Source organism: Fundicoccus sp. Sow4_F4 (genome assembly GCF_052116145.1).
In the GTDB taxonomy this organism is placed as follows: domain Bacteria; phylum Bacillota; class Bacilli; order Lactobacillales; family Aerococcaceae; genus Fundicoccus.
This window is the reverse complement of record NZ_JBQKLQ010000009.1, coordinates 74979-90396: the sequence shown is the minus strand read 5'-3', so window position 1 is coordinate 90396 and position 15418 is coordinate 74979. Positions and strand designations below refer to the sequence as shown.

The following is a 15418-nucleotide window of genomic DNA, read 5'->3' as shown; positions in this document are numbered from 1 at the left end:
TATGGATAATACAATAATTGAAATCAAACAAGCAACGAAAAAAATTGGGAATAAGATTATTTTGGATGAGATTAGCCTAAACTTTGAAAGAGGTATGATTCATGGAATTGTTGGGCGTAATGGTGCGGGGAAGACGATGCTAATGAAATCAATCTGTGGCTTGATGCGCCTAACTTCAGGTAGTATTCGAGTGGGCGAGACGACGCTGAATGAGCAGTCAGAATTTATTCCTGAGAACATCGGTATTGTTATTGAGTCGCCTGGTTTTCTACCTCAATTTAGTGGCTGGAAAAATTTAAAATTTCTAGCTGGGATTCAAAATAAAGTATCTGATGAACAAATACTCCATTCTTTGGAAATTGTTGGCTTGACTCATGCTAAAGACTTGAAAGTATCTGGTTATTCAATGGGGATGAGGCAACGACTTGGTCTAGCCCAAGCTTTTATGGAGCAACAGAAGATTCTTATTCTAGATGAACCAATGAATGGGCTTGATAATCAAGGTGTACAAGATATGAGAACTCTATTATTGGAACTTAAAGAGAGTGGTCGAACGATTCTGTTAGCAAGCCATACTCAAGAAGATATCAGAATACTATGCGATACTGTTGTTGAATTAGACCACGGAAAAGTGATAAGTCAAGAGATACTTAGTAAATAAATATAGACTGCTTAAACCGGTTGTAATAATTAACTAGTAGTCTCATAAACTAATAAATATTTCAGTAGAATACATAGAAAAGAGGAAATAAAATGAACAAGAAAATTCAAAATATGATGATTGCAATTGGATGTTTTACACTTTTAGGCTTATCAACTCCAGCTACTGTTTTAGCTGAAAGTTTACAGGAAGTAGAAAATCAGGAGGTATACTTTGCGCCAGTTCCATCGGTGACGATTCAACGGTATTATGGCGGATATCAAGGGAGTTCAATTTCTGCTTCGGTTATTCGAGATGGGTATGTCTATCGAGGGACTTTAGTTTATCAAGGATTAACATCAGCTGGTTACTTATATTCTGGAACTCTTTATTTGACACAAATTTCCCCAACCAGTCTTGAGTAAAGTGTAGTGTGTTGAAACTGAATAATGGAACGAAGAGTGCGTTACGTGTTAGATTACTGTAATGCACTCTTTAATTGAAATGTCAAAATATCTGATAGGAGATCGTTATGTCTAGTTTGAAATTCGTCTTTAAAAAATTATATCGGAACAATAGTTTTTTGATTGTCATGCTTACAGCAATTATTTTATCCGGTGCAAATGTTTTGAATATGAATTCGCGTAGTTCGCTAGAATCTTATTCAATTACTGATCTTGATTTATATTATCGACTTGAAGTGTTGTTAACACCTCCTATCGAAAGCGTAATGGATGTATCATTTACCCAGAGTGCAGGGCAGCAACATATGTCAGAATTGATAGAAGAAGTGGCGAGCCCAACAGGAGAATTTGAAAGTGTGGGGATGTATCCAGAAAATTCTCAGTATTTCAGCTATTTATTGGAAGCGGTTGAAATGGACGGTGTTGAACTAACTAGTCTTGATAAAGCTGATATCGGCTATGGTCTTCATGCCTCACGATATATTGAACAAAAAAAGAAGCAGAATGAGTTTTATCAACCAAGTGGTGCAATCGACTACTTAATTGAAGATAACTGGCTATTATATGGAATTATTCCAATGCTTATAATTTCTTTATTAACGATACGCCTTGTGGCAGAAGATTTCCAGTTGGGGAGTAATGTATTTAATCGAACACTACCGGTCAAACGGTCGCAAACACTCTTGGCTCATGGACTAGCAATCTTGGTGTGTTTGATAGTATATTCACTATTGACGGTTGTTACAACGGTTTTCTTAGTGAGGTTGAATGGAGAAGGGGTAGGAGATTGGTTTTTCCCGATTCGTATTATGAGTGACGAGCTAGTAATCCAACCTTTCATCATTGTTTGGCTGAGGATGATGGTTGTGTTTTTCTTAAAGTTCCTAATTGTATTGGGCTTTGGTTTAGTCTTGGCAATTGGCTTCAGACAAGTTCATTTATCTTTGCTGTTCCAAGTCTTTGTCGTCAGTATTCTCGCTTTTTTAACAACATATGTACCAGATCTTCAAGTTAATTGGAATCCTTTTTATTTTAATTATCAACAACAGTTAATCGGGACGCGCAGTTTTGCTACTATTTCGTCAACTGGTGGTGTCTTGTTAGAAAACTTGACTAGTTACATTTATCTCAGTTGGCTCTTGCTGATTGTAGTATTTTTAGGATTGGCTGGCTGTTTGTATAGAAAGAATGAATTACCGTTGAGAAAATCACGACTAGAGGCAAAGACATCTAACCTGTGGAGTCACCCGTTTTACGGTTTAGCATTTGAAGGAATGAAACTAAACCACATTGTGTCGAAGTCGACTGTCTGGTTTTCAATGATTACGTTGAGTGCTCTATTGCTGTTTATTATTGGTATCTCTGATAAGAGTCAAGAGGATTTAGTTCTTAGCCCTCTTAATACTATTCAAGAAACACAAGACGTTGTTGAGATTATGGAACAGGGCGTGAGGGAATTAGAAGCTATGATGGCGGATGAGTCAATTTCTTTTGAAGAGAAGCAAACAAATAGGATGCTTTTTGAAGACACGCAGCATTATTTAGACATCCTTGTTCAATTTAATGAGACGCTACTTGATAGACAACATTATTTCCAATCGATGAGTAGTGAACAATTCTATCAAAGTTATAAGCAAGATGTGGAACATCACTATAATGCTGATAATAAAACAATTGATGATTCCTTTGAATATTTCCCCAAGTATGATTACTATCAGAATGGTAATTTTCCAACTCGTTTTGGCTATCATGTTTCTAATGAACGTCTAAATGAAATGATAAAAAGGGGAATACGTCCGATTGCTAATGCAGAAATTCTGTGGACGCCATACGATAAGGCGGTTGAGCCTCGTGATCAACTAGCTGATCAACTAAATTATCAAATGGCTGACCGATCAGCAATGGGGATATGGCATCGACTCATCACAGTCTATCGATTAGATATTATGTTACTAGGCTTGCTTGTCTTATTCTGTGGCTATGGCTACACAATAGAACGAGGATACGGGAGTTCATCATTAAGTTGGCAATACACATTGCCGGAATCTAGGCAAAAACTGTTATTTAATAAATGGGGAGCGAGTGTTTTTAAGGCAATGCAACTCAGTATGATAACAGGTCTGTTAGTGTTTATAGCTGGAGTGTTACAAGATGGTTTAGGAGAAAGTGACTTGCCAGTTATTTACTACGAGCAAGTTTTGAGCGCGCCAAATGAAAGTCAGGCATTTCAGGGGACCTATCAATGGTTAGGTTTAGGAGATGTAGTAGGGAAATCAATCTTACTTTTAGTATTTGCGACACTCTTCGTAGTGACTCTAGCGATTTTTTTATCCACATTTACTAAGCATATATTGGGTGTTTGTCTGAATATGATTTTAATTTTGGGTTTAGGTGTACTTTTATTGCAAAGTACTCTATTAGAGCCGTTTAATATATTTCTTCCGTTTATGTATCTCAATATTGCAGCGGTATTAGATGGGAGTCTTATGTTTACTACGGCATTAACTGATGTGAACCTATTATTAGGTTGTGGCGTGCTGTTCTTCTGGACAGTTATGGTATATATGTTAACAGCTTGGCGCATTCATATTACTTCGTTGAATAGTTGAAAACAAGAGGGAGGAAGAGAAATGGCAATCATTGAAGTAAGAGCAGTTAATAAAGGTTATGGGAAACATCAGGTTTTAAGAGACGTAAGTTTTTCGATTGAAGAGCCTGGGATTGTAGCCTTAGTAGGACCGAATGGCTCAGGTAAATCAACTCTGATGAATTTGATGATGAACTTACTAGACTTAGATGCTGGCGAGATAAAGTTACTAGGTAAATCGAATAAAGATGTTTCGATTTTTAAGGAGGTTGCATTTCTTAAAGACAATACTATTCTGTATCCTTACTTGACTGGATGGGATCACTTGAGTTATGCAGCTCGGACTTATGGCTTATCTAAAGAACGCGTCTGGGAAGTAAGCCATCAGTTGGGTATCGAAGGATATGTTAAACAGAAAACAGGGAGATATTCTTTAGGGATGAAACAACATCTGTTGCTTGCTTTAGCTATTTTGAATGAGCCGAGTATTCTTGTTTTAGATGAGCCTTTAAATGGTTTGGATCCAACAAGTATTTTAAAAACTCGTCAGTTGATTAGAGAGCTAGGCGCAAGTGGAAAGACAGTTTTGATGTCATCGCATACTTTAAGTGAAGTGGATGCGGTAACGAGTCATATATTGTTCTTAAAAGATGGGATGATTAGAGAAGAACGTTTAGATGTGGCCGAGCTATCCTTAAGAAAAACTGCTGAACAACGTTATCTGGAACTATATCGTGATGAAGTGCAATCCTGAAAAAACGCACTTAAAGATTGTTGAGACCTTTCTAGTTGCAGATTAAAAATAATAAGCTCACTAAGAGAAACAGAAAATAATCGAAACTATTAATTATTAAATATTGATTAGTGGCTAGCGATGGTGAATCATATTTTGATAATGTAAATGATTTTATTCGGTTGAATTTCAGCGTATAATAGAGACATCCAGTTACACGCATGAAAAAGGAGAAATGATTAAGATGGATGTATTATTTCATAAAGATGAGTTAGGTTATCACCAACGGATAACGGAGATTATTCATGCGGATTACGATCATGTGTATCGTTATTTAGCGACGAAGCAAATCTCAGATTGGTTCCCGCAGTTGTCCTTCCAGCAAATTGATAATGTAGAGATGTTGGTGTTTGACATGGGAGAGGATGAACCGGCAATCCAATTCGATATTCTTGTCAAACAATTGAATCAGGAAATCAAATTTCAATGGGATGAAGGTGTTGTGCGTATCGTATTGGAAGCAACCGAGAACGGTACATTATTGACTTTAGAAGAACAAATGCCTTTGAATCAGGAATTGGATCAGATTGCGAATGATTTCGTGGGCTGGTATTTTCAAGTACTAAATATTCGGACGATTAGTGAAACTGGTGAACCTGCCTCACTCGATGTCATTGATTTTATGGCACTAGAAGAAGAAACTTTGGAAGTTTTAGAAAATCTTTAACTTTTAAGAAAACGCGTTCATCATTTGACTGCGGTCCAAACGTGGTACAATAAGATAAATCGTTTTAGATGGTTGCCGACAGACGTAGGTCGGTAGTTTTTATCTGATGCCTATATAATCGATAAAGAGCCTTGGAGGTGCCTGATGTGGGACCTGTGGAGGCTAAAAAGATTGTTGTGAAGCTCAGAGTTTTTATAATAAAAAATTTCCAAACAAAAAAGCATCGACACCATCATTAGATTGCAATGTACGAGGATTTCCTACGACCGCAGTCTTTTTTGCGTTGTAGTGACTTTCCTTGTCAGTCATGAATAAGGAGTGGAAACATGCTAAGCAAATCGCTAAGCAAACTGTCGTTGCCGAAAAAAGAAATCGTACTAATCGCTTTAGGGTGTCTCATTATGGCATTTGGTATTGTAAATATTCATATGCCGTCTCAGATTACTGAGGGGGGTGTGCTAGGGTTGGTTCTATTCTCGCATAAAGTGTTGGGGTTAGATCCGTCTGCTATGAGTATCATCCTAGATGTGGCATGTTATGCGTTAGCATTTACGATGTTGGGTTGGAAATTTCTAAAGAAAGCCATTATAGCTTCTAGTTTCTTTGCCGGTTTTTACCGTCTATTCCTAGCAATCGGACCCGTTGTTCCAAGTTTATATAATTTCCCCCTAATTGCAGCAGTGCTTGGAGGAATTTTTATTGGAGTTGGGTGTGGCTTTGTGGTAACACAAGGTGGAGCTGCTGGGGGCGATGATGCGCTCGCTTTAGTGCTATCAAGACGTTTAAACTGTTCAATTGCCCGAGCGTACTTAATAACGGACGGTGTCGTGCTGTTATTATCACTCATTTATATTTCACCTACTCGTTTGGTGTATTCCTTTATAACGACGTTAGTCTCGTCATTTTTAATTGGACAATTTGAATTAAGATTGGTTAAACCCAGTTTTTCTGTTCAGCGTCCCGCAGCCAAAATTAGTTAATGAGACCAGCTGATTTTTTCCCGTCTGTAACTTACTTAAGTGAGTGACAGGCGGGGATTTTATTTTTATGTTATTCATGACTTAGGTAGCTTGGCTAGTGTGGATAAGGAGACAAACTTTAGAGCGAGGAATAAGAAACAATAGTTAGCGAATTCTGTTCAAGCGACACTGAAACTTCACGAATTTGTCATACATATTTGCGACAATATTGCTTGAATTCAAAGGGCAGCAATGCTATTGTAAATTGGAAGTAAAATTAGAAGGAAGTTAGATATGAACCGATTAGCCAAACAAATTTTTCGTTTTATGCTTGTGGGAGGTCTGTCAACGGCCATTGATTTCATCGTTTTATACGTATTACATCATCAATTTCAAATGAATTATTTACTGGCAACAGGAGTGGCCTTTGCGGTCGCAACCGTGTTTAATTATTGGGCCAGTATGACCTTTATATTTGAAAGTAAATTTACACAAGAACAGAAGAAGCAAGAGTTTAGCCTCTTTCTAATCTTGAGTTTATGTGGCTTAGGTTTAACGGAGCTTTTGATGTTTATCAGTGTGGATCTATTTGCCAGTCCGGTCATGTTAGGGAAATTATTCGTTACAGCGATTGTAATGGTCTTTAATTTCGTCACACGCAAGCGGTTCATCGAAGGAAAAACTTCTTAAACATTGGAAGCAGAAAGGGATGACAAGAGAATGAAAACAGGCACACTATCGATTGTCGTGCCATGCTACAACGAGGCCAACAATTTACAGGCCTTTATCGAGGTGATTTTAACCACGCAAGCACAACTACCAGCTGCTTTTATTGAACTGATTCTGGTCAATGACGGCTCTTCGGATGAAACATTAAATAAAATGCGAGACTTAGCTAAGCAGTATCCTGAGCGCATCTCTTATTTATCATTTTCTAGAAATTTTGGTAAGGAAGCAGCGATGTTAGCCGGCTTTGAACATGCGCAGGGTGAGTGGGTAGCGGTGATGGACGCGGACTTACAAGATCCACCAGAAATGTTGATTGAAATGCATCAGCTATTAACGACTAAGGCGTATGATGTCGTCGCAACACGCCGTGTCAGCCGAGAAGGCGAACCTAAGATACGTTCTGTATTTGCGAACTTATACTATAAATTAAACAATCTAATTTCAAATGTGAAAATTGAAGAAGGTGCGCGGGATTATCGCTTAATGACCCGACCGGTCATTGAGGCGATTTTAGCGATGCCCGAGCGCAACCGCTTCTCGAAAGGCTTATTCAGTTGGGTTGGTTTTGAAGTAAGATATTTAGAATATCCCAATATCGAGCGTCAAGTCGGCGAAAGCTCTTGGTCCTTTGCCAAATTGTTCGATTACGCGATTGAAGGTCTGATTAGTTTTTCAGATGTGCCACTAACGATCGCTAGTTATGTTGGTCTATTAACTTTCGTAGCAGCCTTTATTTATGGCGTTTATATAGTTATTCGCACTTTGATTTTCGGAGCAGCAACGCCAGGTTGGCCCTCACTGGCCGTTCTGGTCGTCGGCATGGGCGGACTACAACTTCTGTGTTTAGGCATCGTCGGTAAATATATCGGCAAAATATTTATCGAAAGTAAACAACGACCAATGTACATATTAAAAGAAGTCCATTTGAATGAACCGCCTTCTGTATTAAAGCAAGAAAAGTTAAATATATAGAAAGAAAACAGGCAGCCTTTGCACAATTAATGTGTGCTTTGGTTACCTGTTATTTTATTTATTCAGCGTCTGATTCATCGGTGTTTGCTGTTGGACCTGATTTTTTGTCAGCAAGATTTAAAGCCCAACCTTGGTTAACCACTATGAATTGTCCCAAGTACTCTTCTTTAAGTGCTTTCGCAAATTTTTCCTCGACAAAAGTGAGTAGACTATCGTGAAAATCAACGAATAATTGCTCATCTTCTGTGATATATAAAAGTTTTGTTGTAGCTTCATGTTGATAGAAGTAACGTGCTTTAACCACTGCTTCTGGTTTTTCTTTCGCAAACAGGCCATCTGTTAATATCTTGACTAATTCGATGGACTGATCGTTGAATCCCTCGTCAAAAATTTGAATTTTTTCAATTAAATCGGCCTGACGGTTGACGATGCGTAGACGGTAATCATCTAAAGAAACAGGTAACTTAGCACGAAGCGTTTCCAAACGGTTCAATGTGTCTTCGCGTGCTTCACTGATTTTTGGTGCAAGGAAAACCACTAATTTTAAGTTTGGATCGTGATACAAGGTTTCGACTTCTAAGTGACGTTTAGCGCCACAAGTATCACATTCAAAGTTTAATAAAGTGCCAGCAATCAACTGTTCTTTTAGTTCTGGATGTGTATTAGCATTGATAGCTGTATGGATGTTGCGCTTGGCCTCTGTTTGACAGACCGGACAAGCAAGTGTAACAGGTTGAGTCATTAAATTTCCTCCTACTAAATGCAATCGACTATTGATTTGACAACAAGATTATGGATAAGTGTGCCTTAACTATCCCATAAAAAAAGTATAACAAAAATAGCACATAAAAACGATGATTATTCGTTCGGTCATGAACAAAGATGTGTTATAATTGAAATGACAGGGTTACCATGGCAACTTGAGGATAGAAATTTTACGTCACAATCTCCAAGTTTACCTTCATACGACGTAAACTAATCATGTGTATTAACGACTAGGTGGGGTAAGCCTGCGAGCAGACCTCAAAGGGGTGAAATTTTGAAAAAGATAGTAATTTATGAAACAACTTATGGTTCGACTGAAAGTTATGCGAAACGTATCGCAGAAGAATTAGGTGCAACCATTAAAAAACATGAACAAATTCGCGTGGAGAAATTAGCGGATTATGATTTAGTGATTATCGGCACGTGTTTATTAAGTGGGAAAATTTATGATACTGACAGAATTGAGCAGTGGATTAACACTTATCCTGATAAGACATGGGGCTTATTTACGGTAGGTTTATCTAACCCATCCTTAACGGATTTTGAACCGATTTTTAAAGATAATTTCTCTGAAGTTGTCCAAAAACGGATCACGCCTTTCCATTTTAGAGGGACAATTCGTTACAAGCGACTGAATCTGATGTACGGCTTATTAAACAAAGCGCACATCAATCGTCAGAGTTCAATTGATACGGTACCTTTAGATGACGAAGGGTTAGCTTTACTAAAAACATATGGTACTATTATTGATTCACGTGATGCGGATTCAATTAACCCATTGATTGAGTGGGTTGAAGAAGCAGAAGAAAAACATAAAGAAGCAAATTAAATCATTTAATTGCGAGCAAGGAGTTGTTATGATGACAAATGTAAAAGAAGTAGTAGGACGTCGAGCGGCTGATTATGTAGAAAGTGGTATGGTTGTAGGTCTTGGGACTGGTTCTACTGCTTATTGGTTTGTAGATGAAATTGGACGCCGGCTGAAGTCAGGTGAACTGACTGACATTCAAGGCGTTCCGACGTCCAAACAAACAGCAGATCAAGCACGTAAATTAGGTATCCCATTGGTAACTTTAGATGAAGTAAACCATATTGATGTTTTGGCTGATGGAGCGGATGAAGCGACGACAGAATTTAACGGTATTAAAGGTGGCGGAGGTGCTTTATTGCATGAGAAGATCGTTGCTCAGAATAGCCGTAAAATCATCTGGATTGTTGGCGAAAATAAAATGGTCGACTTTTTAGGTAAATTCCCATTGCCGGTTGAAGTGATTCAATTTGGTAGCTGGAAGTTATTCAAAAACTTTGACCGTGCAGGAATGCAGCCGACTTTTAGAAAAAGTGGCCGTGATTCTTTATTTATTACAGATTCTAGCAATTATATTATTGATTTACAATTAGATCATATTCAAAATCCTCAACAACTCGCATTTGAATTAAAGAACATGGTGGGCGTTGTGGATCATGGGTTATTCTTAAATTACCCAGACGTCATCTTGGTAGGTCAAGAAGACGGTGAAATTATAATCTACGAGCGTTAAAAATCCATAAAATAGATCTTACAAAAGGAGAACGTTTTATGAGCATAAGAATGGTCGATTTAATTAGTAAAAAACAAGCGGGTAAAGCATTAACAGAAGCGGAAATTAACTTTATCATCGAAGGCTTCACCACTGATACTGTCCCAGATTATCAAATGAGTGCCTTTGCGATGGCAGTTTACTTTAAAGGGATGACTGAAGAAGAGGCTGGTTATTTAACGATGGCCATGGCAGAAAGTGGCGATCAAATAGATTTATCTGCCATTGAAGGCATTAAAGTCGATAAACACTCAACTGGTGGGGTAGGCGATACGACGACTCTGGTATTAGCGCCTTTAGTCGCAAGTTGTGATGTCCCAGTGGCGAAAATGAGTGGCCGCGGTTTAGGTCATACTGGTGGAACAGTTGATAAGTTTGAAGCCATCAAAGGTTTCAAATATGAATTATCCACCGAAGACTTCATTGATACAGTGAACAAACACAAAGTGGCAGTTGTTGGTCAGTCCGGCAACTTAACACCGGCTGATAAAAAACTCTACGCTTTACGTGATGTAACAGGTACGGTTCAATCCATTCCGCTGATTGCCAGCTCAATTATGAGTAAGAAAATTGCGGCAGGTGCTGACGCGATTGTCCTTGACGTTAAAGTAGGCGACGGTGCCTTTATGAAGACGGTTGAAGAGGCTGAGCAATTAGCTCGCACAATGGTCCGTATCGGCAACCATGTCAACCGTAAAACACTCGCAGTTATTTCTAACATGAATCAACCTTTGGGTTGGGCTGTTGGGAATGCTTTAGAAGTCCAAGAAGCCGTCGAAACCTTGAGAGGTCAAGGTCCTGATGACTTAACTGAACTATGTTACGAATTAGGCGCACGTATGTTAGTAGCAGCTGAAAAGGTAGCGACGGTCGAAGAAGGAAAAGCCCTCCTTGCGGACAAAATAGCGAGCGGAGCCGCTTTGGAAAAATTCCGTGAATTCATCGAAAGTCAAGGCGGAGACGCAAGCTTCGTGGATGATACCAGTCTATTACCTCAAGCAGCTTATCAAATCCCCGTACCAGCAACAGCTGACGGCGTTATCAGTGATTGGGTAGCTAATGAAGTTGGAGAAGCAGCGATGTGGCTAGGGGCCGGTCGTGCAACGAAAGAAGACGAAATCGATCCAGCTGTCGGCTTAATGTTACATGCTAAAGTTGGTGACGCAGTCAATAAGGGCGACAATATCGTGACTATTTACAGTAACCGTGAAGACGTTGATGATGTGATTGCTAAAATCCAAGCAGCCGTTACTATAAGTGATTCAGCCCAAGCTCAACCACTTATTTACGAAACAATTGATCAAGCATAATTAATAGTGTCCCAAAGGCATTCCTGTGAAAATGGGGATGCTTTTTTCGTTAAGCGTACTAGGAATACTAGCTAGGGACGGCACGATTTTAAGTTGATGTGCTTAAATTTAATCGCCTCGAACCGAAAGGAAGCGATACTATTGAACTTTGAGGTTTGAAACGATGACACTTTATAGGATGACAAGGACTTTTAGAAAATAATTTTTTTTCAAAACCTAATCTTCTCGAAAAACTGCAAGTGTCGCGAATGTAAAGGCTAGAAAATTGTAAGGAACAGTTTTCAATTCATTACCATCCAGAGGATAAGATTCGCCCTATTTGGTAATAAAACATTTATGTGGTTAGCGCTTTCATTATTGTGTTAAAAAGCTTAAACTAGAGAGGTGATTATTATAAAAGTTAGTGAGAGGAAGATTTAATGTATTTAGCAAATGGACAGCGTTACGATAGAATGGTTTATAACCGTGTGGGTAAAAGTGGCTTAAAGTTATCTGCAATTTCATTGGGCTTGTGGCATAACTTTGGTGACGTGGATGCTTTAAGCAATCAGCGTGAAATTATTCATGGAGCCTTTGATATGGGGATTACGCATTTTGATTTAGCGAATAATTACGGCCCACCTGCTGGCAGTGCAGAAATTAACTTTGGACGGATTCTAAAAGAAGATTTAAAACCTTATCGTGACGAATTAATCATATCTTCAAAAGCAGGATATTATATGTGGCCTGGACCTTATGGTGAATGGGGTTCGAAGAAAAACTTGATTGCGAGTTGTGATCAAAGTTTAGAACGCTTAGGCTTGGACTACGTTGATATCTTCTACCACCACCGCCCAGATAGTGACACGCCTTTATCAGAAACGGCGCATGCATTAGATTTATTGGTGCGACAAGGAAAAGCCTTGTATGTAGGGATTTCGAATTATTCTGCAGAAGACACGAAAAAAATGTCCGAGATTCTAAAAGCTCAAGGAACGCCATTTATCATTCATCAACCAAGTTATAGTATGTTTAACCGTTGGGTAGAAGATGGTTTGAAAGATGTCTTAGTAGAGGAAGAATTAGGAGCGATTGCTTTCAGTCCTTTAGCGCAAGGCTTACTGACAAACCGTTACTTAAATGGTGTGCCAGAAGATTCACGTGCAAGTCGCAGTGACAGCCCGTTTCTTTCTGAAGAAAATGTGGTGCAAACAATCGATAAAGTGAAAAAATTGAATGACATTGCTGCACAGCGTGGTCAAACGTTAGCAGAAATGGCGATTGCTTGGATTTTACGTGATGGTATTATTACGAGTGTCCTAGTAGGAGCAAGTCGTTTAAGTCAATTACAAGATAACGTCAAAGCGCTTGACCATTTAGACTTCACCACAGAAGAATTAACGGCGATTGACGCAGTCATTCAGTAACGATAGATAGCAATAAACACTTAGCCTTGGAGTTCGCTCCGGGGTTTTTTTGAGTTGCTTTGAATGCATGCAATCTTCTGGTGAGAATTAGATACCTGACAAAGTGTGGGAAGTTATTCGCATGAATAAAGAACAAAATTGTTAAATAAAGTCAAGAAATATATATAAATGAGACTTTATATTTAAAAAGTAGGCAAAACGTAACCTTTAAAATAAAAAAGGGCGTTATCTAACGATATGAAAGCGCATACTCTATTTGTATAATGAATATAATTCATAGGAAGGGAAGGAATTACATTGGAAAAAAAGAGTCTTAGAACTATCTTACGTCGTATGGTAATTGTTGCTACTTTATTAGTCACAGCTTTACAAGGAGGCGCCCTTAATAGTGTCAGTGCTCAAGAAGTTGTCTTAACATATGGTATTTGGGATTCAAGACAGGAACCAGGATTACGTGAAATTGCTGATGACTTTGAAGCGGAAAATCCAGGGATAAAAATTGAACTCCAAGTAACTGGCTGGGGAGAATATTGGACGATGTTAGAAGCAGCTGCAACAGGTGGCTCTCTACCGGATATTTTCTGGATGCACTCTAATGAGATCTATAAATATGGATCAAATGATATGTTGCTAAATTTAGATGAATATATTGGACGAGATAGCATTGACTTAACGAAATTTCCACAAGGACTTGTTGATATTTATAATGTCAACGAATCGCAGTATGCAATTCCAAAAGATTTTGACACTATCGGATTATGGTATAACAAAACAATGTTTGATGAAGCTGGCTTAGACTATCCTGATGAAACATGGACTTGGGAGACATTGCGAGAAGCAGCTGAAATTTTAACTGATGAAGAAAAAGGTCAATATGGAATGTCAGCCCAACTTTCAAACCAAGAAGGTTATTATAACTTTGTCTATCAAAATGGTGGAACAATTTTAACTGATGAACGTACATCTGGTTATGATTTACCTGAAACAATTGAAGCTTTAGAATATTATTTCAGCTTCGTTCATGATGGTCTTTCACCAGAAAGCTATACAGATACTGATAGTCGAGCATTCTTAGAAAATGGTATTGCAGCGATGGCGACTTTTGGATCATGGCAATTACCCGCTTTCCTTGATAATGAGTATTTAGTGGAAAATTTTGACGTTGCACCACTACCTAGTAAAGAAGGGAATTCAACAACTATTTATAACGGCTTAGGAAATGCGATTGACGCAAATACTGAAAATCCTGAAGAAGCATGGCTATTCTTGTCATACCTTTCAAGTGAAGCAGTCCAAAGAAAAGCATCAGAACTTGGAATCGCAATATCTGCATATGAAGGAACAGCAGAAGCATGGATTGACTCTAATACAGAATTTAATCTTAAAGTTTATGTTGATATGGTAGAAAGTGGACAAATTAGACCCTACACAAACGAAACAACTGTATGGGAAGAGAAGGCTTATGAATTGTTAAATGCTGCCTATCGTGGGGAGCAGTCAGTTGAAGAAGGGGCGAAAGCTACAGCAGAAATGATGAATCAATTCATCAGTCAAGAATAATCGGATGAGTTAACAGAACACGAGTAGTCATTCTGCTGAGTGAGAATGGCTACTTTTTATTATAAGGTTAATTTTTGAGAAGGAGGAGTATCATGGGCGTAGGAAGTAAGAAGTCAACTTGGGCCTGGGGCTATGGAATGATCGCCCCTACAATTATTGGTTTAATCATTCTGAATATCATCCCTAGCTTTCAAACGGTTTATTATAGTTTCTTTAAAACAGGTGCTTTCGGTAAAGGTTCAGAATTTGTTGGATTAGAAAATTATTCAAGACTTATTAATGATTCTCAAGTGTGGCAAGCGACTTGGAATACAATTCGTTATACACTACTAGTCATTCCACCAGCTATAATTATTTCTTTAATATTAGCGGTTCTCGTGAACAATATAAAAGGAAAATCAATTTATCGAACAATTTACTTTTTACCAATGGTAGCCGCTCCGGCAGCGGTAACTATGGTTTGGCGGTGGTTGTACAATAATCAGTTCGGGTTAATCAACCAAATCTTAGGTTATGTTGGAATTGGACCAATTAATTGGATTGAGAATCCAAGCGTAGCTATTTATTCTGTAGCCATAATTGGTATCTGGAGTACGATCGGCTATAATATGGTGCTTTTATTGGCCGGATTACAAGAAATTCCTCAAGATTATTATGAAGCCGCTGATATTGATGGTGCCAGCATGTTTAGTAAAACTGTTAACATAACATTGCCACTTTTATCACCACAACTATTCTTCGTATCAGTTACTGGGATTATTCAAGGGATTCAAGTTTTCGATGTGATTTTCATGTTAATAAATCCATCGATGCCTTCTTACCCGACGACAGTTTCACTAGTATATTTATTCTATAACAATACTTTTAAATACAGTGATCGAGGTTATGGTTCAGCAATTGTTGCTCTTATATTAGTAATCATTCTGATTTTGACCTTTATTCAAGTGAAGTTACAGAATAAATGGGTTCATTATATGGGAGAGTGA

15 protein-coding genes are annotated in these 15418 nt (G+C 38.3%); 14 read left to right on the top strand and 1 reads right to left on the bottom strand.

The features are described from left to right. Position 1 precedes the first annotated feature (1 nt). From ACTQ5J_RS12090 to ACTQ5J_RS12055, 8 genes are all read left to right on the top strand, one after another. Complete coding sequence (locus ACTQ5J_RS12090) at positions 2-661, top strand: ABC transporter ATP-binding protein (protein ID WP_441753298.1); 660 nt, start codon at positions 2-4, stop codon at positions 659-661. Positions 662-753: 92 nt separating this feature from the next. Further along, the gene (locus ACTQ5J_RS12085; RefSeq protein WP_441753296.1) at positions 754-1065 is read left to right on the top strand and encodes a hypothetical protein; all 312 of its coding nucleotides are present in this window, start codon (positions 754-756) and stop codon (positions 1063-1065) included. A 107-nt stretch (positions 1066-1172) separates the two neighbouring features. After that, on the top strand, positions 1173-3713 hold the full coding sequence (locus ACTQ5J_RS12080; RefSeq protein WP_441753294.1) for a hypothetical protein: 2541 nt from the start codon (positions 1173-1175) through the stop codon (positions 3711-3713). A 21-nt stretch (positions 3714-3734) separates the two neighbouring features. Further along, a complete protein-coding gene (locus ACTQ5J_RS12075; RefSeq protein WP_441753292.1) occupies positions 3735-4445 on the top strand; it encodes an ABC transporter ATP-binding protein in 711 nt (236 codons plus the stop codon). 223 nt (positions 4446-4668) lie between these two features. Next, entirely contained in the window at positions 4669-5151 is a 483-nt protein-coding gene (locus ACTQ5J_RS12070; RefSeq protein ID WP_441753291.1) for a hypothetical protein, read from the top strand. 326 nt (positions 5152-5477) lie between these two features. Beyond that, entirely contained in the window at positions 5478-6131 is a 654-nt protein-coding gene (locus tag ACTQ5J_RS12065; protein ID WP_441753289.1) for a YitT family protein, read from the top strand. Between the two features lie 273 nt (positions 6132-6404). Further along, positions 6405-6800 carry a GtrA family protein gene (locus tag ACTQ5J_RS12060; protein ID WP_441753287.1) on the top strand — a complete coding sequence of 132 codons (396 nt, stop codon included), beginning with the start codon at positions 6405-6407 and terminating at the stop codon, positions 6798-6800. Positions 6801-6830: 30 nt separating this feature from the next. Beyond that, the gene (locus ACTQ5J_RS12055; RefSeq protein WP_441753286.1) at positions 6831-7811 is read left to right on the top strand and encodes a glycosyltransferase family 2 protein; all 981 of its coding nucleotides are present in this window, start codon (positions 6831-6833) and stop codon (positions 7809-7811) included. A 58-nt stretch (positions 7812-7869) separates the two neighbouring features. Here the strand turns inward: ACTQ5J_RS12055 and ACTQ5J_RS12050 are convergent, their stop codons facing one another. Continuing rightward, entirely contained in the window at positions 7870-8553 is a 684-nt protein-coding gene (locus tag ACTQ5J_RS12050) for a CpXC domain-containing protein (protein WP_441753284.1), read from the bottom strand. 297 nt (positions 8554-8850) lie between these two features. Here ACTQ5J_RS12050 and ACTQ5J_RS12045 point away from each other — a divergent pair, with 297 nt between their 5' ends. The 6 genes from ACTQ5J_RS12045 to ACTQ5J_RS12020 all read left to right on the top strand — a co-directional run bounded on the left by ACTQ5J_RS12045 (position 8851) and on the right by ACTQ5J_RS12020 (position 15418). Beyond that, a complete protein-coding gene (locus ACTQ5J_RS12045) occupies positions 8851-9405 on the top strand; it encodes a flavodoxin domain-containing protein (protein ID WP_441753283.1) in 555 nt (184 codons plus the stop codon). Between the two features lie 31 nt (positions 9406-9436). Continuing rightward, complete coding sequence (gene rpiA / locus ACTQ5J_RS12040; RefSeq protein ID WP_441753281.1) at positions 9437-10117, top strand: ribose-5-phosphate isomerase RpiA; 681 nt, start codon at positions 9437-9439, stop codon at positions 10115-10117. Positions 10118-10161: 44 nt separating this feature from the next. Then, on the top strand, positions 10162-11466 hold the full coding sequence (locus ACTQ5J_RS12035) for a pyrimidine-nucleoside phosphorylase (RefSeq protein ID WP_441753360.1): 1305 nt from the start codon (positions 10162-10164) through the stop codon (positions 11464-11466). Positions 11467-11885: 419 nt separating this feature from the next. Next, the gene (gene mgrA, locus ACTQ5J_RS12030; RefSeq protein WP_441753279.1) at positions 11886-12872 is read left to right on the top strand and encodes an L-glyceraldehyde 3-phosphate reductase; all 987 of its coding nucleotides are present in this window, start codon (positions 11886-11888) and stop codon (positions 12870-12872) included. Between the two features lie 297 nt (positions 12873-13169). Further along, a complete protein-coding gene (locus ACTQ5J_RS12025; RefSeq protein WP_441753277.1) occupies positions 13170-14432 on the top strand; it encodes an ABC transporter substrate-binding protein in 1263 nt (420 codons plus the stop codon). Between the two features lie 92 nt (positions 14433-14524). After that, a complete protein-coding gene (locus tag ACTQ5J_RS12020) occupies positions 14525-15418 on the top strand; it encodes a carbohydrate ABC transporter permease (protein ID WP_153831199.1) in 894 nt (297 codons plus the stop codon).

Bases quoted from the DNA above. Each gene is read 5' to 3' on its own strand.
- ACTQ5J_RS12090 (WP_441753298.1), top strand. From the start codon at position 2: ATGGATAATACAATAATTGAAATCAAACAAGCAACGAAAAAAATTGGG.
- ACTQ5J_RS12085 (WP_441753296.1), top strand. From the start codon at position 754: ATGAACAAGAAAATTCAAAATATGATGATTGCAATTGGATGTTTTACA.
- ACTQ5J_RS12080 (WP_441753294.1), top strand. From the start codon at position 1,173: ATGTCTAGTTTGAAATTCGTCTTTAAAAAATTATATCGGAACAATAGT.
- ACTQ5J_RS12075 (WP_441753292.1), top strand. From the start codon at position 3,735: ATGGCAATCATTGAAGTAAGAGCAGTTAATAAAGGTTATGGGAAACAT.
- ACTQ5J_RS12070 (WP_441753291.1), top strand. From the start codon at position 4,669: ATGGATGTATTATTTCATAAAGATGAGTTAGGTTATCACCAACGGATA.
- ACTQ5J_RS12065 (WP_441753289.1), top strand. From the start codon at position 5,478: ATGCTAAGCAAATCGCTAAGCAAACTGTCGTTGCCGAAAAAAGAAATC.
- ACTQ5J_RS12060 (WP_441753287.1), top strand. From the start codon at position 6,405: ATGAACCGATTAGCCAAACAAATTTTTCGTTTTATGCTTGTGGGAGGT.
- ACTQ5J_RS12055 (WP_441753286.1), top strand. From the start codon at position 6,831: ATGAAAACAGGCACACTATCGATTGTCGTGCCATGCTACAACGAGGCC.
- ACTQ5J_RS12050 (WP_441753284.1), bottom strand. From the start codon at position 8,553: ATGACTCAACCTGTTACACTTGCTTGTCCGGTCTGTCAAACAGAGGCC.
- rpiA (WP_441753281.1), top strand. From the start codon at position 9,437: ATGACAAATGTAAAAGAAGTAGTAGGACGTCGAGCGGCTGATTATGTA.
- mgrA (WP_441753279.1), top strand. From the start codon at position 11,886: ATGTATTTAGCAAATGGACAGCGTTACGATAGAATGGTTTATAACCGT.
- ACTQ5J_RS12020 (WP_153831199.1), top strand. From the start codon at position 14,525: ATGGGCGTAGGAAGTAAGAAGTCAACTTGGGCCTGGGGCTATGGAATG.